The organism is Vibrio sp. SBT000027 (assembly GCF_963894355.1).
Taxonomy (GTDB): Bacteria; Pseudomonadota; Gammaproteobacteria; order Enterobacterales; family Vibrionaceae; genus Vibrio; species Vibrio splendidus.
On record NZ_CAWQGD010000004.1, the window covers coordinates 1,045,941 to 1,069,182 of the forward strand.

Below are 23,242 nucleotides of genomic sequence, written 5' to 3' on the forward strand. Positions count from 1 at the left end.
ATCTAAATAGGTGTTGGGCCTTTTGTTTATCTAGCCTTCTAGATAACCAAACAAGCAGCGTTGTTTACACGTAACTCATGTCTGTAAGAACTTGATTACAAACCGCTTGTCATATGTAGACTATAGAACAAACCACGGCCGATTAACTCTGAAGCCAAGAACAATACTAGTGCTAAGCTAAGGTTTACTGGGTTCACTTTTGCTTTGTTCAGCATAGGTAGAATCCAAATCAACAAGCTTGCCATTAGCAGTGCCACTTGAAGAATCACATAGTTACCTAAACCATCGACTAACTCAGACGCTTTTGCCGCTGAAGTTTGGATGTCACCGATTAGGTTCAGTTTTCCTACGGTCACAAGCAAGCTGATAGCAACTGCGATAACAGCCAGCATGGTGATGTTACGGTCAACCGTAAAGCGACTGTCGTTTGCGAATACAATCACAAACTGAGATAGCAGCAAGCCGCCCACAACCATCGTCATGATGAAGCTCAATGGTGTGTAGATGTTGTCCCACGTCGGTACTGTATTGATCATGTATACGTTAATCATCGCGTACATGAAGATAACACCCAACACCATAGCGCCAACCATCAGTGCTTTCTGGATAGCTACGCCACTTTTCTTAACCACAGACAGTAGCCATTGCAGGCCGCCGACAGCGAAGAATGCTGCACCGAAGAACACTTCGTTAGACAACCAAGCAGAACCTAGTTGGTTAAAAGCATTGAACGCGCGCAGTGGAGAACCTAGGTGAGTTGTCGAGAACATAAAACCAAGACCCATTAATGCCCACAGAATGAACATTGGAACCTTGTAGCTGTTCAGTTTCTCTTCGTCATGACCAAGTACCAGTGCACGAGCACCAATCAGTAAGTAACCACCAACCGCAGTTTGCGCCAGCACCGTAAAGAAGATTAAAGACCACTCATGAAAAATCATCTTAAACCTCCTTCGGGTTTGCTAGGTGACCACTGGTATCGCCAGTCGGCTTCGCGTTTTTGTTCAGCTTAATCACGATGTTCGGTAGCGTTTCTGTTGAAGATGGCAGTGGAGCCACATCCGCACCAGAGCCGTACTTCTCGCGAAGTGTATTGATTTCGCCAAACTCCAATGCACGAAGTGGGCAAGACTCAACACAGATAGGCTGTTTGCCTTCAGAAACACGTTGGTAACAACCATCGCATTTCGTCATGTGACCTTTCTTAGCATTGTATTGTGGTGCGCCGTAAGGACAGGCATTGCTACAGTGCTGACAACCAATACATACGCTCTCATCAACCACAACCAAACCGTCTTCATCACGTTTGTGCATCGCGCCCGAAGGACACACTTTCACACACGCTGGGTTAGTACAGTGGTTACAAGCGATAGAAAGGTAGTAAGAAAAGACATCTTTCTGAACCCAGGTATCACCATCTTGAGTGAAGCCACCACCAGCGTATTCGTATACGCGACGGTAGTTCGTTTTGATGTCTAGATCGTTATAATCTTTACAAGCAAGCTGACAGGTTTTACAACCCGTGCATTTACTTGAATCAATGTAAAAGCCGTATTGTTTCATTCCAACCTACCTTATGCTTTGTTTAGCGTTTTGATTTGAACTAGGTTTGTATGCTGAGGGTTACCCTTAGCAAGTGGGCTCGGGCGCTGAGTCGTCAGCACGTTAATAGAGCCTGCATGGTCGATCTTCTGACCATCTGGTGCGTACCATGCACCTTCGCCTAGTGCGACAACTCGAGGAAGAATCCTAGGTGTCACTTTTGCTGGAATGTGTACTTCGCCACGGTCGTTGAAAATACTCACCATGTCGCCATTTTTAATACCGCGCTCTTGAGCATCAATCGGGTTGATCCACAATTCTTGCGGTGCTGCTGCTTTGATTTCAGCAACGTTGCCGTAAGTCGAGTGAGTACGAGCCTTATAGTGGAAACCGGTTAGCTGAAGTGGGTACTTCTCTGCTAGTGGATCGTTATGACCTTCAAAAGAGTCCGCGTAAATCGGAAGTGGGTGAATCACTTCGTCTTCTTTCAGCTTCCAAGTCTTCGCGATATCAGCCAGTTGCTCCGAGTAGATCTCGATCTTGCCACTTGGTGTGGTCAGTGGATTCGCTTCTGGATCTTTGCGGAAGTCTTCGTAAGCAATGTAGTGGTGGTCGTAGCTACGTTTGTAGATACCTAGATCTTTCATCTCTTCGAAGGTTGGCAGTGTTGGATCGTTCTTACGAGTTTCAGCGTAAAGATGCTCAATCCATTGCTCTTGAGTTCGGCCTTCTGTGAACTCTTTTTCGACGCCCATACGCTTAGCTAACTGAGAGCACATTTCATAGATAGATTTCGCTTCGAATTGAGGTTCGATCGCTTTCTGCGCGTAGATGAAGTAAGGCATATTCGCTGCTTTACCATCCATACACCAGTCGTCTTGCTCAGACGTTGTTAAGTCTGGCAGGATGATATCGGCGTATTTCGCTGAAGAAGTCATATGGTTATCAACCACGACAATCATTTCACACGCACTTTCATCTTGAAGAATCGCGTGAGTCTTGTTGATGTCTGAGTGTTGGTTGATGATGCAGTTACCTGCGTAGTTCCAGATCATCTTGATTGGGTTCTTAAGGCGCTCTGCACCACGAACACCATCAGTGATGTCAGTCATTTCATGGTGACGGTAAATTGCGTCTGTCCACATGAACATTGAAATTGAAGTTTCAACTGGGTTTGGCACAGTAGGGAAGCGAACAAACGGAATGTTGATGTCACTTTCACGAGCGCCTGTTGAACCGCCAGACACACCCACAGAACCGGTGAGTAATGACAGCATTGCGATTGCACGACACGCTAGCTCACCATTCGCTGTGCGCTGTAAGCCCCAGCCTTGGTGAATCGCACATGGTTTCGCCGTACCCATCTCGCGACCAAGCTTAACGATGGTATCAACGGGAATACCGGTGATCTTAGAAGCCCATTCTGGTGTCTTCTCTACGCCATCTTCACCTAAACCAAGGATGTAAGATTTGTAGTCGCTGTTTTTAGGCGCCGATGCCGGCAGTGTCTTCTCGTCGTAACCTACGCAGTATTTATCTAGGAACGGTTGGTCGACAAGGTCTTCAGTGATCATCACGTGCGCAAGACCCGCTACCAATGCAGCATCTGTAGAAGGACGGATTGGGATCCATTGATCTTCACGGCCACCGGCAGTATCGGTATAGCGAGGGTCGATGATGATTGTTCTTGCGTTCGACTTGTTTTTGCTTTCTACATAGTGGTGGATCAGACCGCCGCCAGACATACGTGTCTCGGCCGGGTTGTTACCAAATTGGATGTTAAGCTTGGTGTTCTCTAGGTCAGAGAAAGAGTTGTTGTTTGCCCAACCACCGTAGGTGTAGCTCAAGCCTTTCGCGATTTGCGCCGTTGAGTAATCACCGTAATGGTTTAGGTAACCACCACTTAAGTTCATTAGACGAGCAATCAGCGTTTGTGCTGGTGGCCAAGACTTAGTTACCGTACCGCCCAGCGTACCTGTGCCGTAATTTAGGTAGATGGTGTCGTTACCGTAGTCTTTGATAAGACGTTGCATGGTGCCAGCGACTTCGTCGTAAGCCTCTTCCCAACTAATACGTTTAAACTTGCCTTCACCACGTTTACCAACACGTTTCATTGGGTATTTCAGGCGATCTGGGTTGTAAACACGGCGGCGCATAGAGCGACCACGTAGACAAGCACGAACTTGGTGATGACCGTATTCGTCAGTACCTGTGTTGTCTGTTTCTACGTATTTGATTTCACCGTTTTGTACATGCATACGTAATGGGCAGCGAGAGCCACAGTTTACTGTACATGCACTCCATACGATTTTCTCATCCACATTCTCAGCAACCGCAGCCGCTACGGGTTTGGATTTGAAAGGTAACGCAATACCGCCTGCGAGTGCAGCTGCGCTGCCTACTGCAGAAGAAGCCTTCATGAAGCCTCTTCGAGTAAGATTCATTACCCCAGATTCTTTCTTATTCGTCATTCTAAGATGCCTATTGTTATTGATGACTAGCACTTTATAGGTAGTTTTGTTTTTGTCTTTTAATTTTTAAATATTGATTGATTGGCATCAAATAAGGTCGAAATTTAAATGTTATGAATCGAATGTATAAAATGGATCAAAGAATGAAATGTATTTATTAATATAATTATCTTTAAACCTATAACGGTATAAATAATAATGATTATCGATACGCATAAATTATTGGGTTCGCTATTTTATCAAGCGACAAGTAAAGAACAGTTGATCACCATTGTCGAAGCTTTGGTGGAGAGTGAAGTGCTCTCCGAAGAATGTTTGCTCGCATTGAGAAGTGAAGACGAAGATGCACTCTCATCGGAGTTTAGCCGCCTGTTTGAAGGCGTTGGCGACATGCCAGCTCCGCCTTGGGGGTCTGTTTACCTAGATAAAGATCGAGTTGTGTTCGGTGCTTCTACTGTAGAGTATCGACAGTTTTTAGAATTGAATCAGATTGAATTAGACACGGGCTTAAGAGAACCGGAAGATCAATTTGGTTTAATGTTATTCGCCCATGCGTATTTGTTAGAGAATAATAACATTAATTCAGCGTGTGAATTATTGGGGTTCCATTTATTAACTTGGTCTCCTGTTTATTTGGAAAAATTAAATTCAGCATCAGAACTATCTTTTTATAAGAAGCTATCAACTGATGTAATAGATTGGCTTAAATACCTAACATCTGAATATAAAATAAACGTTGTTCCTAAAAAGTTATATATCGATTAATGTCTGAACAAATAAATTCAAATAGACGCGGTTTCTTAACTCGACTTTCTAAACCGGTTAAAGCTGCCGCGAATTATGAAGAGATATCACAGCGCTCGTATGCAAGGCCGCCAAGAGCGGTCGATGAGGTGCTGTTTGAGCGTCTTTGCGACGGTTGTGGATTGTGTGAGCAAGCGTGTCCGAATAGCGTTATAGAGATGCTAGAGGGCAGTGCGCTGCTGAATTTGGATTACAACAGTTGTTCTATGTGTAACAAGTGCAGTGAAGTGTGTCCGACTGGCGCACTTCATCCAACGGTCACGCCTTATATCGACCTCAAGCCTAGCTTTGCTGATAGCTGTAATAACTACATGCAAATGGACTGTTCAGCATGCCAAGCTGCTTGTTCAGCAAGTGCGATTCAAATCGAAGCAGGGGAGTTGCCTACGGTGGACAAAGATAAGTGTAACGGCTGCGGAGAGTGCCGAAGCGCTTGTTACATTGGCTCAGTGACTTTGAATCTTATTCAGTAGTAAACGTCTGGTTTGGCTTTGTGGCAGCGAGCTAGCAGAAAGGCTTTGGTTGAGTGAGTGGCGAGTCGTCTCAGATACCTAAAGACATAAATAAAAAAGGGTCCGCATTCCTAAAAGAAGCGGACCCTTTTTAATTCTTATTGAAGTTATTCGAGCAAAGCGACCTAAATCCAGTTGGCTTATGCGCGTTTTTGCTTGCTTCTATGAATAACGTTACTCAGCGATAGCTCAGTCTTTGCTTTACAGATGCATGGCAAAATTTCATTGGCTTGTGTGTAAGCCATAGCAAAACCAACGTACTCGACTTCACCAGAATCCAACGTACAGCGGCAAGCGCCACAGTGGCCATCTCGGCAGTTGTATTCTGGTTCTAACCCTGCTTGTTCCATTGTTTCCAATAGAGTATTTGAAGGGTTAGATTCAATAGAAGTCAGCTTGTTGATTTTGATTGTTGGCATTACAGCTCAAACCCTTCAAAGTCGTCAGCTTTTACTTCGTTGTCGATTTGGCCAACTAGGTAAGAACTGATTTCAGCTTCTTGTGGAGCAACTTGTACGTTATCTGAAGATAACCATGCGTTGATCCATGGGATTGGGTTCGATGTTGCTTCTGGGTAAGCAGTACCTAGACCAACCGCTTGCATACGGATGTTGGTAATGTATTCAACGTATTGGCAAAGAATGTCTTTGTTCAGACCAATCATAGAACCATCTTTGAATAGGTATTCTGCCCACTCTTTTTCTTGCTCAGCCGCTTCTTTGAATAGGTCGAAACACTCTTGCTTACACTCTTCAGCGATCTGCATGAATTCGAAGTCATCTTGGCCATTACGTAGCAAGTTGATCATGTGCTGTGTACCAGTAAGGTGAAGTGCTTCATCACGAGCGATTAGCTTGATGATCTTCGCGTTACCTTCCATTAACTCACGCTCAGCGAATGCGAATGAACATGCGAAACTTACGTAGAAACGAATCGCTTCCAGTGCATTTACAGACATTAGACATACGTAAAGCTTCTTCTTCAGGTCGTGAAGTGAAATCTTAACGTCTTCGCCGTTGATGTTGTGGTTGCCTTCACCGTAGCGGTGGTAGTCAGCCGTCAGCTTGATCAAATCATCGTAGTAAAACGCGATGTCTTTCGCACGTTTCAGGATCTCTTCGTTTTCAACGATGTCGTCAAATACTACGCCTGGATCATTCACAATGTTACGGATGATGTGCGTGTATGAACGAGAGTGAATCGTTTCAGAGAATGACCAAGTCTCAATCCAAGTTTCAACTTCTGGCAGTGATACCAAAGGAAGTAGGGCAACGTTAGGGCTGCGGCCTTGAATAGAATCTAGAAGCGTTTGGTACTTCAGGTTAGAGATGAAGATGTGCTTTTCATGCTCTGGAAGCTTGTTGTAATCGATACGGTCGCTAGACACGTCTACTTCTTCTGGACGCCAGAAGAAAGAAAGCTGCTTTTCGATCAACTTTTCGAAGATTTCGAATTTCTGTTGGTCGTAACGTGCAACGTTTACCGACTGACCCAAGAACATTGGTTCTTTTAGTTGGTCATTTTTTTGTTGAGAAAAAGTACTGTAAGCCATAAATGCCTCAAATCCTTTAAAGACCCGCAATAAAACGGACCCTGTTAATGCTTTAAACCCAGAGAAGATAACTTCTCTGGGGTCTTAATGTTTATTGCGGTTTAGATCTTACAACCGCCGCCTTCACAATCTTCTTCCGGCACTTGAACTGCATCGCCTTGGTCGTCTTTAGCACCATCACGAGTGTTATGGTAGTAAAGCGTCTTAACACCGTACTTGTACGCTGTTAGCAAGTCTTTAAGCAGCTGCTTCATTGGTACCTTACCGCTGTCGTAAACACTTGGATCATAGTTAGTGTTTGCAGAGATAGCTTGGTCAACGAATTTTTGCATGATACCCACTAAGTGCAGGTAACCGTCGTTAGTACCAATGTTCCAAAGTAGCTCGTAGTTGTCTTTAAGATTTAGGAAATCTGGAACAACTTGCTTCAGGATGCCGTCTTTCGACGCTTTAACTGATACATAACCACGTGGTGGCTCGATACCGTTAGTCGCGTTCGAGATTTGAGACGAAGTCTCAGAAGGCATAAGCGCTGTTAGCGTAGAGTTACGCAGACCGTGTTCCATGATTTCTTCACGTAGCGTGTCCCAATCGTAGTGCAGCGGCTCTTCACATACTAAGTCGATATCTTTTTTGTAAGTATCGATTGGCAGTAGGCCTTTCGCGTAGTTGGTCTCGTGGAAAGATGGGCAACGGCCTTGCTCTTTCGCTAGTTCAACGGACGCTTTTAACAAGTGGTATTGAATTGCTTCAAAAGTACGGTGAGTCAGGCCATTTGCGCTGCCATCAGAGTACTTAACACCATTCTTCGCTAGGTAGTATGCGTAGTTGATTACACCCACACCTAGAGTACGACGGTTCATTGTTGACTTACGAGCTGCTGGAAGCGGGTAGTCTTGGTAATCAAGTAGTGCATCTAGAGCACGAACAACCAGTTCAGAAAGTTCAGCCAGATCGTCTAGCTCGTTGATTGCGCCTAGGTTGAACGCAGAAAGCGTACATAGTGCAATCTCACCTTCGTCATCTTCTACGTTAGAAAGCGGCTTAGTTGGTAGCGCGATTTCTAGACATAGGTTCGATTGACGAACAGGTGCTACTTCAGAATCAAACGGGCTGTGTGTATTACAGTGGTCAACGTTCTGAATGTAGATACGACCAGTAGAAGCACGCTCTTGCATTAGCAGAGAGAATAGCTCAACGGCTTTAACCGTTTCACGCTTCACTGAAGGATCGTTTTCGTACTTCACGTAAAGTGCTTCAAAACGCTCTTGGTTTTCGAAGAACGCGTCGTAAAGGCCAGGTACGTCAGAAGGTGAGAACAGGCTGATGTTGCCACCTTGAACAAGACGAGAGTACATAAGCTTGTTCAGCTGTACGCCGTAATCCATGTGACGAACACGGTTCTCTTCAACGCCGCGGTTGTTTTTCAGTACTAATAGAGACTGAACTTCACCGTGCCATAATGGGTAGAACACCGTTGCTGCGCCGCCACGAACACCACCTTGAGAACAACATTTTACTGCTGTTTGGAAGTATTTGTAGAAAGGGATACAGCCAGTGTGGAACGCTTCACCATTACGGATTTCAGAACCAAGCGCACGGATACGACCTGCGTTGATACCAATACCAGCACGTTGAGATACGTAACGAACAATAGAGCTTGCTGTTGCGTTGATAGAATCAAGGCTGTCACCACACTCAATCAGTACACATGAACTGAATTGACGAGTAGGCGTACGTACACCAGACATAATTGGTGTAGGTAGAGAAATCTTAAACGTAGACGAGGCGTCGTAAAAACGTTTGATATAGTCAAGACGAGTTGATTTCGGGTATTTACCGAATAAACACGCAGCAACTAAAATGTAAAGGAACTGAGCACTCTCGTAGATTTCTTTTGTTACACGGTTCTGCACGAAGTATTTACCTTCAAGCTGCTTAACCGCCGCGTAAGAAAAGTTCAAGTCACGCTTGTGGTCGATGTACGCGTCAAGCTCTTCGAATTCAGCTTTCGTGTAGTCTTCCATTAGGTGGCTATCGTATTTACCCATATCAACCAGTTTTGCAACGTGGTCATAAAGTGCAGGCGGCTCGTATTCACCGTACGCTTTTTTACGTAGGTGGAACACTGACAGACGTGCTGCTAGATATTGGTAATCAGGAGTCTCTTCAGAGATTAAATCCGCTGCTGACTTGATGATTGTCTCATGAATGTCAGTCGTGGTAATGCCATCGTAAAACTGAATGTGAGCTTTCAATTCTACTTGTGATACAGAAACATTGTGCAAGCCTTCAGCTGCCCATGTGATCACTCGATGGATTTTCTCTAAATCGATCGTTTCTTTGCGCCCGTTACGCTTGGTAACAGTAAGTTGTTGGTTCATTCTGCTTAATTTCCCTAACAAAACTGAACAAGGCCGTGTTTTTGTGTATTTCTGTGTAATTTTTGTAAATTACGTTTCGGCTTTGTGATCTTGGTCTACCCATATATTGTAGTTCAAACACAACATATAGGGGTCATTTGTTTGTTGGGTTACAAGATAGTGCTACAACTGATATTTTTCAAGGTAAAGAAATGGGGTTGCTTGTGGATAAGTGGTGGATTGAAAAAAAACTGTAAGTGACCACTAACTGATGACGTTAGACGAGACTTGATTGTACAAAAGTCGCCTTTTAAGGATGCTTTATTTTTGCACGCCCATAAAAAAAAATCCCTTGATCTTTGGGTAAAATAGGCAATGGATTTTGGACGATTAAATTTAAATCGAGGTGGTCAAAATGGAAGCTAGCGCACGAAATTTAGACTGAAAAAAGTCGCAAACTTATGGTAATTGCAACTCTTTTCATTCGTCTTTTTTACAAAATATTTTACGGTAGGGCTACCGATATTTTTTAGCCCAAGTTTTGAGTGTGAACGATGTAGTTCACATCGACTTTTTGGCCTAAACGGTAGGTGTTCGTTAACGGGTTATAGTGCAGCCCTGTAATCCCTAGTTCTTGAAGCGGAGTGTTATCAACCATTTTGATAAGCTCAGCAGGGCGAATGAACTTTTCGTGGTCGTGAGTACCTTCTGGCACAATCTTAAGTAACTTCTCTGCACCAACAATAGCGAACAGGTAAGACTTAAAGTTACGGTTCAATGTTGAGAAGAACACATGGCCGCCCGGTTTCACTAATTTTGAACAAGCCGAGATAACTGATTGTGGGTCAGGAACGTGCTCTAGCATTTCCATGCACGTCACCACATCGTAAGTGTGTGGGTTTTGCTCTGCATGGTCTTCAATGGTGCTTTGGATGTAATCGAGCTTGGTGCCAGTTTCTAATGCGTGCAGACGAGCGACTTCTAGCGGTTCTTTACCCATATCTAGTCCGGTGACTACCGCACCCTCTACAGCCATGCTTTCAGCCAGAATACCGCCGCCGCAGCCAACATCGAGAACTTTCTTACCAAAAAGGCCTTCGGTTTTCTCTAGCACGTAATTTAAGCGCAACGGATTGATTTGATGTAGTGGCTTAAACTCGCCTTCTAGATCCCACCAGCGTGACGCCATGTCTTCGAATTTTTTGATTTCTGCTGGGTCTACGTTCTGTGATTTAGTCATAATCGGCATTTCCAAGTTAAATAATGCATCCATGAAATTGCAGGCATTATAACTTGCCTTTTCCTGCTGACCAGAAGATCTACAATTTTGCTAGTTTATTGGGTGTAAAGTGACCATGTTTCAGCAAGATATGACGCTGAGGTGCAATTTCTCATCAATAGATTGGCTACGAGGGTCACAAGATGGTAAAAGGAGAGGGAAAGTGATGCCTCCGTAGGTAAATTTGTGTTATATTTTTCGGTCTTATACGTATTCAAAAATACGATCTGACTATAGAGGGAAAATGGCTCTATGAGCGATCTAGCGAAAGAGATCACGCCCGTAAATATTGAAGATGAGCTTAGAGGTTCATACCTAGACTACGCGATGTCCGTCATCGTTGGTCGTGCCCTTCCAGATGTGCGTGATGGCCTAAAACCAGTACACCGCCGCGTTTTATTCGCGATGAATGTACTAGGTAATGATTGGAACAAAGCATATAAAAAGTCTGCTCGTGTAGTAGGCGATGTAATCGGTAAATATCACCCACACGGTGATAGTGCGGTATACGAGTCAATTGTTCGTATGGCTCAGCCGTTTTCACTACGCTATATGTTAGTCGATGGCCAAGGTAACTTTGGTTCGGTTGACGGCGATTCAGCTGCGGCAATGCGTTATACCGAAGTTCGTATGTCAAAAATAGCTGGTGAGCTATTAACGGATCTTGATAAAGATACGGTTGACTTCGTTCCTAACTATGATGGAACCGAGCAAATACCAGCAGTTTTACCAACAAAAATACCAAACCTATTGGTTAACGGTGCTTCTGGTATCGCAGTAGGTATGGCTACCAACATCCCGCCACATAACCTTGGCGAAGTTGTTGATGGCTGTTTAGCATTTATCAATAATGAAGACATCACTATTGATGAGCTAATGGACTACATCCCGGGTCCAGACTTCCCGACAGCAGCATTAATCAGTGGCCGTAAGGGCATTGTTGATGCATATAAGACTGGTCGTGGCAAAGTTTACATGCGCTCGCGCGCGAATATTGAAATGGAAAAGAACGGTAAAGAAACAATTATCGTTACTGAAATTCCATATCAAGTGAACAAAGCTCGTCTGATCGAGAAGATTGCAGAACTTGTAAAAGACAAGAAAGTTGAAGGCATCAGTGCACTGCGTGACGAATCTGATAAAGATGGTATGCGTATTGTTATTGAATGTAAGCGTGATGCTGTCGGTGAAGTTGTACTAAACAACCTTTACTCACAAACTCAACTGCAAACAACTTTCGGCATCAACATGGTTGCTCTGAACAACGGCCAACCACAACTTTTCAACATTAAAGATATGTTGAAGTGTTTTGTTGATCACCGTCGTGAAGTTGTGACACGTCGTACTATCTTCGAATTGAAGAAAGCACGCGACCGTGCACATATCTTGGAAGCTCTATCTTTAGCGCTTGCAAACATTGATGAAATCATTGAACTGATCAAGAACGCACCAACACCAGCAGAAGCTAAAGTTGGTCTAGTATCTCGTGGTTGGGATCTTGGTAACGTTGCATCAATGCTTGAACGTGCTGGTACTGATGCAGCTCGTCCAGATTGGCTTGAAGACCAATACGGTATCCGTGATGGTCAATACTTCCTAACGGAAACTCAAGCGCAAGCTATTCTAGAACTTCGTCTTCACCGCCTAACTGGCCTTGAGCACGAGAAGATTCTAGACGAGTACAAAGCACTTCTAGAAGAGATCGCTGAGCTAATGCATATTCTTGCAAGCACTGAGCGTTTGATGGAAGTGATCCGTGAAGAACTTGAAGCGGTACGTGATATCTATGGCGACGAGCGTCGTACAGAAATCACAGCAGCGGTTCATGACATCGACATGGAAGAGCTAATTGCTCAAGAAGACGTTGTAGTAACGCTTTCTAACGCAGGTTACGTTAAGTACCAAATCCTAAGCGACTACGAAGCTCAGCGTCGTGGTGGTAAAGGTAAGAGTGCAACTAAGATGAAAGATGAGGATTACATTGAGCGTCTGCTTGTTGCTAATACTCACGATAACATCTTATGTTTCTCTACTCGTGGTAAAACGTACCGCCTGAAAGTTTACCAATTGCCGCAAGCGAGCCGTACAGCTCGTGGTAAGCCTATCGTTAACATTCTTCCTCTAGAAGAAGGTGAGCGTATTACGGCTATCCTGCCTGTTTCTGAATTCTCAAACGAGAAATTCATCTTCATGGCAACAGGCGACGGTACCGTTAAGAAGACATCACTGGATCAATTCGCAAACGTACGTGCTAACGGCCTAATCGCAGTTAACCTACGTGACGATGATTCACTGATTGGCGTTGATATTACTGATGGTAATAGCGACATCATGCTGTTCTCTAAATCGGGCAAAGTTGTTCGCTTTAACGAGGACAAAGTACGTCCAATGGGTCGTACTGCCTCTGGTGTTCGTGGTATGAAGCTCCCAGAAGACGATCAAGTGGTTTCACTGATTGTTCCTTCAAACGAAGGCGATATCCTAACTGTGACTCAAAACGGTTACGGTAAGCGTACCGAGCTGGCTGAATACCCAACGAAAGGCCGTGCAACGCAAGGTGTAGTATCTATCAAAGTCTCTGATCGTAATGGCCCAGTAGTTGGTGCTGTTCAGGTTGAAGAAGGCGATGAAATGATGATGATCACCGACGCAGGTACACTAGTACGTACTCGCGTAGCGGAAGTAAGCCAAGTTGGTCGTAACACTCAAGGTGTGACACTGATTCGTACTGCTGAAGACGAGAATGTTGTAGGTCTACAACGTATCGACGAAGTAGAAGAAGCTGAGATTGTTGAAGGCGAAGAAACTGAAGAAGCAAATGCTGACGCAGTAAACGCAGAAACAGTTAATGCAGAAGGAACGGTCGTTTCTGAATCAAGTGAAGAGCAAGCATCAGATGCTTCTGACTCTGAAAGTGATAGCGAGCAAGACACTGAGTAATCTCGATTACGTTAAGTAATTTAGCTTACCAATGAAAAAACCGAGCCTAAGTGCTCGGTTTTTTATTGCCTGTCATTCCACTATTTTTCTCACTTCTCACTTCTCACTTCTCACTTCTCATTTCGCTTATGGCTTATGGCTTATGGCTTATCGCTTGGGTCTAAGCGCCAACCTTAATCCGTGCTTTTATGCGAAAGTTAGAGCACTAAATCTCGAACGCTAAACTTTGATCAATAACGAGGCACGGCGAAAACGATAGAGTAGGAGATAGAGCTAAATAAAAGGGATGTGGAATGGATATCTGGTTGTTGGTTGCGTTACTACTGATGAGTCTGTTTTTGATTGTGATCGTTATTGCCGCGAACAACAATGGCAGTCATCTAAAAGGCAATGTGATGATTTCACTTACTGCTGTGGCTTTGAGTGTGCTTGTCTGGTCTCAACTTAAACAAGAGTTACCTCAACTGCCTTTAGATGATAATAATAACTACACGGCAACAGATTTCGAAGATGAGCTTCAGCAGAGCCTTGAGCAAGACCCGAATCAATCCGATTTGTGGTTTAAGCTTGGTGGTGTGTATATGCAGAAAGGGGAGTTTGATGCTGCGTTTACCTGTTACGACTACGCGATTCGATTAGACCCTCAAGCACCTTCTGGCCTCTATGCAGCCAAAGCAACGGCACTTTACTATCTTCGTTCTCAAGCTATGAGCGATGACGTGAATGCGTTACTGGATCACTCAATGCAGCTTGATCCCAATGATCGTACGGCATTGATGCTGATTGCGACCGATCACTTCATTAGTATGCGCTATCAACAAGCGATTGATGCGTGGACTCAAATTCTCGATTCCAATCAAAAGGGCATTGATCGTGTCTCTATTATTCATTCGATCAACCAAGCCAAACAGATGATCCGCTAAGCTTGGCTAACTGCTAAAGAGGCGATTGTACTTAAGAGATCATTTCGAAGACTATTGGTTTTCCTGCATTTCGATTAAGCCACCAGCATTGTGGATTTGAGTAAACCCTTGAGCGCGCAAGAATTGATAAGCTTGCCCTGAACGATTGCCACTGCGGCAATACAACACGATGGGTTGGTCTTTATCTATCTTAGCAAAGTGAGTAGCCACTTCAGAAAGAGGGTAGTTGATGGCGTTATCTAGATGCCCTTGTTCGAACTCTGCAGGTGTTCTGACATCAACCACTAATGCACCTTTCTCTATTAATTCCCACCCTGTCTCAGCACGCTCAGATGCGTGAACGCCTGAACTGAGTAGTGCAATACATAATGCCGAAAGCGAAAGTAAGATTTTCATTGTTTATCCCTTGAATTGGCGAGTGGATCGGGGGGCGATATTGATGTGTATTCCCCCAAAACCTAAAAAAACCAGCCACACAACAATAGTGTGACTGGTTTTTACGTAATGGTCTAATTGAAGAAACTAGTATTCGTAGTTGGCTTCACGCTTTTCAGCTTGCTCTTCCCATTTAGGAACAACCGTGTCTAAGAAGTGTTGTTTCTCAGCGTTCATCTTATCCATGTCCATTCCAAGCGCTTTTTGAGCCGCTTCTTTTGTCGAGATATCTGGAATCTCGATTGGATCGGTGATGCCTTTCTTCGCCAGTAGACGAACAATCTTAGTACGAGCATCCGCGGCGCGGTCAACGGCAGTACCTAGCACTTCTAGAGCGATTTCAGGTGCATGCATATGAATGCCGTGAGACGCGATAGCGTAGTCCCAACGCCATTGAGCGTGACGGATATCCAGTAGGATAGGCTCCATCTCTTGCTCTGTCGCACCCGCTTCCCATGCCGCGCCTGCTTCAAAGTGAGCGGCTACGATTTGTTTCTCAGCAGTTAGCTTCATGTTCAGAACTTGTGCTTTACGGCTTGAAACGATGTTACGCATGGTTTCTTTCGATTGAGTGTGACAGTTTGCACACGTATCTTCGAAGCGGTCGAATGGGTTACCCACTTTATGGTCGGTATAAACAGTGCCATCTTCTTTGGTCACTTTCGGCATATGACAGTCAGCACAAACGACTTTGTTCTTACCATGGATGCCTTCGCGCCATGTTTCGAAACCTGGGTGCTGTGCTTTCAGCATGGGTGCTTTCGATACTTTATGCGTCCAATCTTTAAAGTTGATTGCATCATAGTAGCGTTCCATGTCACCAACGGTTGTACCTTGGTCCCAAGGGAATTTCACACCTTTGGTTGGCCCTGTGAAGTAGTATTCCACGTGGCACTGAGCACAAACAGAAGCTTGTTGGTCTAAGCGGCTTTGTTCATCAAACTTTTTACCAATCGTTTCAAATGCACGTTCAACGTAAGGACGAGTCACCTTAAGTGCTGGTTCACCATTTTTAAAGCCTTCGCTTTTGGTATCGTGACAGTCTGAACAGCCGATAGGGTTAATGATCTCGTTGCCAAGACGCGCCCACTTACCTTCGAAGTAACCATCTTCGCCACGTTCTTCAATAACACGTGCTACGTCTGGGCTCTTACAGCTCCAACATGCCATTGGCATTGGGCCTGAGCTTTCGTCTGTTGGGCCGCCAGTACGAAGCGTTTGTCGTACATCGTCAATCGCATAAAAGTGACCACGTGCCTTGTTGTAATCTTTTGCGAAGCCGTAGCCAGCCCACATGATAACCATGTTGGGATCTTCTTTTAGTGCGTCTTCAATAACTTCGCTTTCTGAAGTCTGTCTCCATGAATGATATTGATCTGGGTGGTTTTGCTCGAACTGGTCGTTACGAGGATCGCCAATTTCTTTTTGTTCAGACGCAGCAAAACTGGTCGCGCTTGCTAGTGATGCGCTAACCATTAATAGTGCTGTGACCGAATTACGTATCCAATGCTTTTTCACAGTGATATCTCCAATATACTGATTCTTATACCAAGCGTTGTGAGTTTGCTATTCAAATTAAGAACTGGAGAATTCCTGTTTATATTAATTCATAAACAAACACATTTTGTTACGTGTTGGATATAGCTTGTCTTAGATCAATTAATGGTAGTGACTTCAATCACGTTGAAGTTTATATACCCCTAAAGGGGTATTGGTGGGCAGTGTTATTAAAATTTAATTGAGAATTATTATCATATATAACAATCAATTACCTAAATTGACCATGATATAAATAGGGTGATTGCGTTCACAGATTAACCCATCCAAATTTCGTATTACCCAATTAGAGGTATATTCTAACTATAGAAAGCGTTGTGGCTTATCCAAAATAAGAATTGATATCATTTAAGCGGTAATAATATCGTTTAAGGGTACTTTTGTTTAACCGGAATATTATTTAGTTGAGAGTTAAATAATGCCGGTATAAGGAAAGGATAAAATGGGCAATATTAAATTGGCCATAGTCATAATGCTTAAATCCCTTCTAGCATTCTGCCTCTATGGTTATTCCATTCATGCTGTTGCTGAGCCTGCTGTTACGCCAGTAGGAGAATCAACAAGACATGAAGTCGAATTAATCCGCGACAAAGACTACAAGTGTGTTCAATGCCATAAAGATTCAAAAGAAACGGTATTGGGTTCACATGGTGAAAGTGCACACGCTTTGCTTGGCCGCGAAGTAAATTGTACCGACTGTCATAGTTCTATTAGCCCCGATCACCGTGAAGGTGCGCCTGAAGTGGTGAAGTATCGCGAGGCTCAATCACAACCGGGAACTGAAAAGGTTTTCCTAGACCCTAGCTTAATTTTAGATGCCAATAGCCAATGTATCGATTGTCACAAGCCTGATGATCTGCGTGAAGCGAGTTGGACTCACGATGTTCACGCGCAAAACTTAACGTGTTCAAACTGCCATGATGTTCATGCGACTGAAGCAAAGGTGTTGGGCTTAGATAAGAAGCAAACCATCAAGCTGTGTGTGGATTGCCATTCAGACTTCAACCAGAAGAAAGAAGAGGAGTAATCTATGAGCTGCTCAAGAAGAAACTTTTTAGCAGGCGCTGGTGCCGTTATTTTTACCACAGGTGTAGCGGGAACTGCGGCAGTAACAAGTCGCAAGACGCTAGCTAATGTTCAAGAAGATGGCACTAAACGTTATGGAATGATTCATGACGAAACCGCTTGTATTGGTTGTACCGCCTGTACCGAAGCATGTCGTGAAGTAAATAAAGTACCTGAAGGTGTATCGCGCTTAGAAATTATTAAGAGTGAGCCCCAAGGCGAATATCCCAATGTTGATTACCGTTTTACTCGTAACTCTTGCCAGCATTGTGATAACGCACCTTGTGTGATGGTTTGCCCAACAGGCGCGGCCTACAAAGATGAAAAAACCGGCATTGTCGACGTTCATCAAGAGAAGTGTGTCGGTTGTGGTTATTGTCTATTGGCTTGCCCATATCAAGTGCGCTTTTTCCATCCTGAGAACAAGTCCGCAGATAAATGTAACTTCTGTCGTGATACCAATCTTGCACAAGGGAAGTTGCCTGCTTGTGTCGAATCTTGCCCGACCAATGCGCTGGTCTTTGGCGATCTAAATGACCCTGAGAGTGAGATAAACCAGGTGCTTCAATCTGAGGTGGTTTACAGAGATAAAGCTTATCTAGGTACTCAGCCAAAACTCTATAAAGTGCCACACCAAAAAGGGGAGATTTGATTATGAGTGCATGGGACGCAGCTTTTCAGTCTGGTACGGTGGTATGGGACTGGATTATAGCAATCTATCTATTTCTCGCGGGGATGTCGGCGGGTGCCGTAATGATCTCCATTTACCTAAAGCGTAAGGTTATTGAAGGCGATCCTGCTCATAATGGTGTGTTAAAGGCCACGGCTTTTCTTGCGCCATTTGGGATCATTTCAGGTCTGCTTATCTTGGTTTTCCACCTGACAAAACCGTTATCCTTTTGGAAGATCATGATCTTCTATAATCCAACGTCTGTGATGTCGATGGGTGTGATCTTATTCCAAGTATATATGGTGATCTTATTCCTTTGGATCGGCATTATATTTAGAGACCAAATAGTCGTGTTCTTGAATGATCAAGCATGGCTAAAAGGGCGACTTGATTTTGTCGGTAATTGGATTGCCAAATTAGAAGTGTTTGAGAATGCTCTGGAAATATTCTTAGCTGTTCTTGCTCTTATGCTTGCTGCTTATACCGGATTCTTGCTTTCAGCTTTAAATACTTTCCCACTATTGAATAACCCAGTGCTGCCGATTTTGTTCTTATTCTCGAGCTTATCTTCGGGAGCGGCGGCGTGTATTTTATTTGGTGTGCTGGTCTTTAAAGAATCACCTCATAGCCCGACTATTTCATGGATTCACGGATTCGAACGTCCAGTCGTGATGTTTGAATTGTTTGTTCTAATTACTTTCTTTACTGGGCTTATCTTCGCTGGTGGTCAAAGTGAGCAAGCAGTATGGAACGCAATAGGCAGTGGTTTCTGGGCGAGTTGGTTCTGGTATGGTGTCATCGGTGTCGGTATGGTTTTACCGTTGCTGCTGAATGCCGTTACACCAACCTCAATCCGCCATAGCTCGGTGTATATTTTCTCCGTGACTTCGCTAAGCCTAATGGGCGTATTGATGCTACGAACTTTTGTTCTTTATGCAGGGCAGTTAACGATAGCTTAATTTTGCTCAAGTTTATTAGTGAGCAGATGTTGGATACTAAATATCTGCTTATTAATGAACATGCTTTAAACAAACATGAGATGCGTGTTCAGATCGGCTCTGCTCAAGCGGAGCCTTATTGAGGTGATATGGTCGGTTCTTTGGGGCTGTTTAGTTTAGTGTTGGTTGCTGTACTCAGTAGCATTATTGGTGTGCATTCGTTTTATCAAATGCTAAACAAACGGACGCAAAATATAGGTTTAGTCCGCAGTTTCTCTCTTTCAAGTGCATTGTTTTCTCTCACTTCTGTCGCATTGCTTGGCTATGCCTTTGTCAGTGATGACTTCTCTATCCTCTATGTCGCTGAACATTCAAATACTCAATTACCCTCATTTTTTAAGCTTGCAGCCGTATGGGCAGGCCATGAAGGTTCCTTGTTGTTTTGGGTACTGACGATCAGCGTCTGGTCTGGCGTTATTGCCTTACAAAAACACTATTCGAATGAATACCAAAGCCGTGTGTTGTGGGTAATGAATCTATTGCTCGCGATATTTGCTTGGTTCACGTTATTCGCATCAAATCCATTTGAAATGAACTCGATCTTGCCGCTAGAAGGGCGTGACCTTAACCCAATGTTGCAAGATGTCGGCCTGATTTTTCACCCTCCATTACTTTACCTTGGCTATGTCGGCTTTTCTGTGGTGCTGGCATTTGCAGTTGCCGCTTTGCTGGTTGATCCTATTGAGTTTGATTGGGTTGCCCATTGTCGCAGTTGGTGTCTAGTCGCTTGGATCTTTTTAACCGCAGGGATCATTCTTGGCTCTTGGTGGGCGTATTACGAATTAGGCTGGGGCGGCTGGTGGTTCTGGGATCCTGTTGAAAATGCAAGCTTGTTGCCGTGGCTTACTTCAACAGCTTTACTGCACAGCTTAGGCGTTGCCAAGGGCAAACAACAGCTTCTGAAGTGGTCTCTCAGCCTTGCTTTCATTACGTTTTGTTTGAGTATCTTAGGCACCTTTATTGTTCGTTCTGGCGTATTAACGTCGGTGCATGCTTTTGCTGTTGACCCAACCAAAGGTATCGCACTGCTACTTATATTAGTGTTGGTACTGGTGAGCTCATTTTCTCTGCTTATCATCAGAGGAGAGTCTTTTGAATCTAACCCGATTACTAGCTTCGCGAGTAAGAGCTTTTTAAGCCTAGTCGCGGTGCTCATTTTTGTACTGGCGACCGCTGTTGTGGTGTTTGGTACGTTTTATCCAATGGTCTTTGAACTGCTTGGGTTGGGGAACATATCGGTAGGTGCGCCTTACTTTAATCTGTTGATTGCTCCTTTGGCTTTGCTTGCGTTAGCCGTCGTCGGCTTAGCCCCTTTACTGAGTATTAAACCTCAAGCGACTAAAGGTGTTATTACGCTGATCGCTCTAGTATCTATTGGTCTAGGGTTCGCCTGTTACGCTTTGCAAGTCGAGCAGACCCAAGTGATGGCACTGCTGACTTGGGGCCTCGCATTCTGGGTGTTACTGACGCATATTTACGGCTTAGTGGTTACCCGAAGTTCTAAGTTCCAACGCAAAGTCTGGGTGATGACCTTTGCTCATGTCGGGGTTGCAGTACTCGCTGTAGGTGCTGCAATGAATAGCTATCACTCATTTGAGCGCAGCTATAAACTAAGCCCGGGCGCACAAGTAGAGTTCATGGATTGGACGCTTTCTCATCGTGATACTGAGCTTTATGTCGCCTCAAATTTTACCGCAGAGAAGGCGATACTAAACTTAGATGCCGACGATAAAAGCTTTACCATCGCGCCAGAAAGAAGACACTACCAAGTTCGAGTCATGAACATGAGTGAGCCTGCAATGAAGTGGTTCTGGCATGGCGATGTTTATATCACCATGGGCGAGAAAGTAGATTCCACCGCTTATGCGTTTCGAGTGCAATACAAGGCGTATGCGCGCTGGATCTGGTTTGGTGGGTTGTTTTCCATTCTTGGCGCTTTACTCTCATTGACTCATCGTAAAAAGAAAACCGTTAAGGCGTCACAGTATGCATACCAGCGTTCGTAACAAGCTCATCACGTTAATTATCTTGGCATTAATGGTGGTGTTGGGTTTTGCCTTTGCGCTCAATAATAAGCAGCAATCGACGATTGTGTCGGAGCAAGAAAGGGCATTCCCAGAATTCATATCTACTGCGTTAGCGAATAGTGAAGGCATCAGTAGTAAACAGGAAATTACGTTGGCTGATGTCACTCAGCATCCTTATCAACTGGTTAATGTATGGGCTTCGTGGTGCGGTATATGTAAAGCTGAGCACGCTTTTTTGCTCAAACTTCATGATAAAGGTATTCCAATTGTTGGGCTCAATTATCGAGATAACTCCGGGGCAGCGATCAATGTGTTATCGAGCGATGGCAATCCGTACTCAACGGTGATCAGTGATCCTCAAGGTAAGCTAGCGTTAGAACTCGGCGTAATCGGTACTCCTGAAACGTATCTGGTCGACGCTGACGGCCAAATCATTAAGAAGTTACTGGGCGTGATCAACGAATCAGTGTGGCAAGAAGAACTTGCGATGTATTTTGATGGTGCGAATGGATGATGAAGCCTTTAATACAAGCACTCGTTGTGCTGTCTACGCTTATGGTTATTAGTTTTCCGACTTTGGCAGAAGATCTGTTTACAGCCAGTAATAAGGACACGAGTATTCAAGTTGAACTGTTTGAGTTTGAAAACCCAGAACAGCAGCAGCGCGCTATTACATTGGCAAAAACCCTACGTTGCCCGCAATGCCAGAATCAAAATCTGATTGAGTCGAACTCTCCAATTGCAAAAGACTTACGCCTCGTTGTATTCAATATGGTGAAAGCAGGGAAGAGTAATAATGAAATTACTCAATATATGACGGAAAGGTTCGGTGAATTTGTGCTCTATAAACCAGCAATGAGTGTTTCAAACTTATTACTTTGGCTACTTCCGAGCGTATTATTTCTCTTATTTATATATTTATCAGTAAAAAGTGTTAGAAAGAGCTCATAAAAATTATGTATTACTGTTTACCAATTGACCTGTATTTTGTAACATTAAAGGATTATAAAGGCTAAGCACTGTTATATAAGGATGTATCTGTGGATAACGTAATCTCAAATTTAAAGAAAGAGTTCCATACTCGTGTCCGATCTGACAAATGGGCAGAAAAATACAGTGCAAAGTCGAGCATTTCTACGCTTACTCAAGAAGAGTTAAACGAATTAGAGAACGCTTGGGTTCAGCTTGTCATCTGGAAGCAAACTCAAGTAAGTTGATCGTTCTGTAAAAAATCGTAGCCTTAGCCGCAACTGATTAATTTATAACCCCATGTTGGTCATTCCAATGTGGGGTTTTTTCTTACCTGAAAAATTATTGTTATAATATAACAATTAGTGCATGGTCGACCTTGAAAAAAATTGTTAACAGCCTCATAGTGTCTATCATTAGATAGTTAGCTACAAAATATTGCCTAGACATATAATGTAGTGTTGTTAAATACATCGAATTTTCAAGTGAGTATAGCTATGGCGGAAGTGCGTGCCAGAATAGATTTCAAAGTAGGGGTAACAAGCAGTATTGATGCTGAACTTCTGTCTTTTCATGGATTGAAAACAGATAAAGAGCATGTTGCTGTGATATTTAAATCAGCAGACAAGACACAAGACATACCTCTTGTTCGTATGCACTCTGAGTGCTTGACTGGTGATGTTTTCCATTCCTCTCGCTGTGACTGTGGCGAGCAGCTAGACGAAACCATTAGAATTATGGGTGAGATGGGTGGAGTGATTCTTTACTTACGCCAAGAAGGTCGTGGTATTGGTTTGTACAATAAAATCGATGCATACCGCCTGCAAAGTGAAGGTATGAACACTTACGAAGCCAATAACCATCTAGGTTTCGGTGATGATTTGCGTGATTTTACTGAAGCGGCAGAAATGCTTCGTGCTTTAGGAACCACAAAAATTCGCCTAGTCACTAACAACCCCAAGAAAATCAATGAGCTGAAATCTTTTGGTATTGAGATTGAAGAAGTGGTGAACACCTCTGCTCATGTTAAGTCGGGTAATGAAAGCTACCTGAAGGCAAAAGTCTCACACGGTAAGCATAATCTGGATATCTGATTAGTCTCTTTGTTGCGCTTAACATAAAAATGTTTAAAGAC

General features: G+C 43.8%; 21 protein-coding genes. 12 read left to right on the top strand and 9 right to left on the bottom strand.

All coding sequences use genetic code 11. The features are described from left to right. Positions 1 to 95: 95 nt before the first annotated feature. The 3 genes from AACU28_RS14590 to AACU28_RS14600 are packed head-to-tail and all read right to left on the bottom strand — an operon-like array spanning position 96 to position 4,013. Positions 96 to 941 carry a dimethyl sulfoxide reductase anchor subunit family protein gene (locus AACU28_RS14590; RefSeq protein ID WP_121603114.1) on the bottom strand — a complete coding sequence of 282 codons (846 nt, stop codon included), beginning with the start codon at positions 939 to 941 and terminating at the stop codon, positions 96 to 98. Between the two features lies 1 nt (position 942). Further along, the gene (locus AACU28_RS14595; RefSeq protein ID WP_004733360.1) at positions 943 to 1,563 is read right to left on the bottom strand and encodes a DMSO/selenate family reductase complex B subunit; all 621 of its coding nucleotides are present in this window, start codon (positions 1,561 to 1,563) and stop codon (positions 943 to 945) included. Between the two features lie 11 nt (positions 1,564 to 1,574). Beyond that, positions 1,575 to 4,013 carry a DmsA/YnfE/YnfF family dimethyl sulfoxide reductase gene (locus AACU28_RS14600; protein ID WP_017089811.1) on the bottom strand — a complete coding sequence of 813 codons (2,439 nt, stop codon included), beginning with the start codon at positions 4,011 to 4,013 and terminating at the stop codon, positions 1,575 to 1,577. A gap of 198 nt (positions 4,014 to 4,211) precedes the next feature. Here AACU28_RS14600 and AACU28_RS14605 point away from each other — a divergent pair, with 198 nt between their 5' ends. Together AACU28_RS14605 and napF are read left to right on the top strand one after the other, a co-directional pair. Next, the gene (locus AACU28_RS14605; protein ID WP_121603115.1) at positions 4,212 to 4,778 is read left to right on the top strand and encodes a molecular chaperone TorD family protein; all 567 of its coding nucleotides are present in this window, start codon (positions 4,212 to 4,214) and stop codon (positions 4,776 to 4,778) included. After that, positions 4,778 to 5,290 (top strand): ferredoxin-type protein NapF, encoded by a 513-nt coding sequence (gene napF / locus AACU28_RS14610; RefSeq protein ID WP_121603116.1) that lies wholly within the window; start codon positions 4,778 to 4,780, stop codon positions 5,288 to 5,290. The genes AACU28_RS14605 and napF overlap by 1 nt, the downstream gene beginning before the upstream one ends. Before the next feature lie 179 nt (positions 5,291 to 5,469). On the opposite strand, the gene yfaE is transcribed toward napF, so the two are convergent. The 4 genes from yfaE to ubiG form a co-directional block, all read right to left on the bottom strand. Then, complete coding sequence (gene yfaE, locus AACU28_RS14615) at positions 5,470 to 5,748, bottom strand: class I ribonucleotide reductase maintenance protein YfaE (RefSeq protein WP_004733364.1); 279 nt, start codon at positions 5,746 to 5,748, stop codon at positions 5,470 to 5,472. After that, a complete protein-coding gene (gene nrdB, locus AACU28_RS14620; protein WP_004733365.1) occupies positions 5,748 to 6,881 on the bottom strand; it encodes a class Ia ribonucleoside-diphosphate reductase subunit beta in 1,134 nt (377 codons plus the stop codon). Before nrdB ends, yfaE begins: the two co-directional genes overlap by 1 nt. A gap of 101 nt (positions 6,882 to 6,982) precedes the next feature. After that, the gene (gene nrdA / locus AACU28_RS14625; protein ID WP_004733366.1) at positions 6,983 to 9,265 is read right to left on the bottom strand and encodes a class 1a ribonucleoside-diphosphate reductase subunit alpha; all 2,283 of its coding nucleotides are present in this window, start codon (positions 9,263 to 9,265) and stop codon (positions 6,983 to 6,985) included. A gap of 508 nt (positions 9,266 to 9,773) precedes the next feature. Continuing rightward, positions 9,774 to 10,517, bottom strand: a complete 744-nt coding sequence (gene ubiG, locus AACU28_RS14630) for a bifunctional 2-polyprenyl-6-hydroxyphenol methylase/3-demethylubiquinol 3-O-methyltransferase UbiG (protein ID WP_017078713.1) — start codon at positions 10,515 to 10,517, stop codon at positions 9,774 to 9,776. A gap of 258 nt (positions 10,518 to 10,775) precedes the next feature. On the opposite strand from ubiG, the gene gyrA reads away from it, so the two are divergent. Continuing rightward, positions 10,776 to 13,463, top strand: a complete 2,688-nt coding sequence (gene gyrA, locus AACU28_RS14635; RefSeq protein WP_004733368.1) for a DNA topoisomerase (ATP-hydrolyzing) subunit A — start codon at positions 10,776 to 10,778, stop codon at positions 13,461 to 13,463. Positions 13,464 to 13,756: 293 nt separating this feature from the next. Continuing rightward, positions 13,757 to 14,386 carry a TPR domain-containing protein gene (locus AACU28_RS14640; protein ID WP_121603117.1) on the top strand — a complete coding sequence of 210 codons (630 nt, stop codon included), beginning with the start codon at positions 13,757 to 13,759 and terminating at the stop codon, positions 14,384 to 14,386. A gap of 51 nt (positions 14,387 to 14,437) precedes the next feature. Here AACU28_RS14640 and AACU28_RS14645 read toward each other — a convergent pair whose 3' ends face one another. Both AACU28_RS14645 and nrfA read right to left on the bottom strand, forming a co-directional pair. Continuing rightward, entirely contained in the window at positions 14,438 to 14,782 is a 345-nt protein-coding gene (locus AACU28_RS14645) for a rhodanese-like domain-containing protein (protein WP_017078711.1), read from the bottom strand. A 126-nt stretch (positions 14,783 to 14,908) separates the two neighbouring features. Further along, positions 14,909 to 16,339 (bottom strand): ammonia-forming nitrite reductase cytochrome c552 subunit, encoded by a 1,431-nt coding sequence (gene nrfA / locus AACU28_RS14650; protein ID WP_017091593.1) that lies wholly within the window; start codon positions 16,337 to 16,339, stop codon positions 14,909 to 14,911. A gap of 481 nt (positions 16,340 to 16,820) precedes the next feature. On the opposite strand from nrfA, the gene nrfB reads away from it, so the two are divergent. The 8 genes from nrfB (at position 16,821) to AACU28_RS14690 (ending at position 23,201) form a co-directional block, all read left to right on the top strand. Then, positions 16,821 to 17,405 (top strand): cytochrome c nitrite reductase pentaheme subunit, encoded by a 585-nt coding sequence (gene nrfB, locus AACU28_RS14655; RefSeq protein WP_004733372.1) that lies wholly within the window; start codon positions 16,821 to 16,823, stop codon positions 17,403 to 17,405. 3 nt (positions 17,406 to 17,408) lie between these two features. Beyond that, a complete protein-coding gene (nrfC, locus tag AACU28_RS14660) occupies positions 17,409 to 18,095 on the top strand; it encodes a cytochrome c nitrite reductase Fe-S protein (RefSeq protein WP_004733373.1) in 687 nt (228 codons plus the stop codon). A gap of 2 nt (positions 18,096 to 18,097) precedes the next feature. Further along, positions 18,098 to 19,072 carry a cytochrome c nitrite reductase subunit NrfD gene (gene nrfD, locus AACU28_RS14665; RefSeq protein WP_121603118.1) on the top strand — a complete coding sequence of 325 codons (975 nt, stop codon included), beginning with the start codon at positions 18,098 to 18,100 and terminating at the stop codon, positions 19,070 to 19,072. A gap of 128 nt (positions 19,073 to 19,200) precedes the next feature. Continuing rightward, positions 19,201 to 21,117 carry a heme lyase CcmF/NrfE family subunit gene (locus AACU28_RS14670; RefSeq protein ID WP_121603119.1) on the top strand — a complete coding sequence of 639 codons (1,917 nt, stop codon included), beginning with the start codon at positions 19,201 to 19,203 and terminating at the stop codon, positions 21,115 to 21,117. After that, a complete protein-coding gene (locus AACU28_RS14675; protein WP_121603120.1) occupies positions 21,098 to 21,652 on the top strand; it encodes a DsbE family thiol:disulfide interchange protein in 555 nt (184 codons plus the stop codon). Before AACU28_RS14670 ends, AACU28_RS14675 begins: the two co-directional genes overlap by 20 nt. After that, positions 21,649 to 22,089, top strand: a complete 441-nt coding sequence (nrfF, locus tag AACU28_RS14680) for a heme lyase NrfEFG subunit NrfF (RefSeq protein WP_004733377.1) — start codon at positions 21,649 to 21,651, stop codon at positions 22,087 to 22,089. Before AACU28_RS14675 ends, nrfF begins: the two co-directional genes overlap by 4 nt. Before the next feature lie 89 nt (positions 22,090 to 22,178). Beyond that, positions 22,179 to 22,355 carry a hypothetical protein gene (locus AACU28_RS14685; protein WP_004733378.1) on the top strand — a complete coding sequence of 59 codons (177 nt, stop codon included), beginning with the start codon at positions 22,179 to 22,181 and terminating at the stop codon, positions 22,353 to 22,355. Between the two features lie 249 nt (positions 22,356 to 22,604). Next, complete coding sequence (locus AACU28_RS14690) at positions 22,605 to 23,201, top strand: GTP cyclohydrolase II (RefSeq protein WP_121603121.1); 597 nt, start codon at positions 22,605 to 22,607, stop codon at positions 23,199 to 23,201. The last annotated feature ends 41 nt before the right edge of the window (positions 23,202 to 23,242 follow it).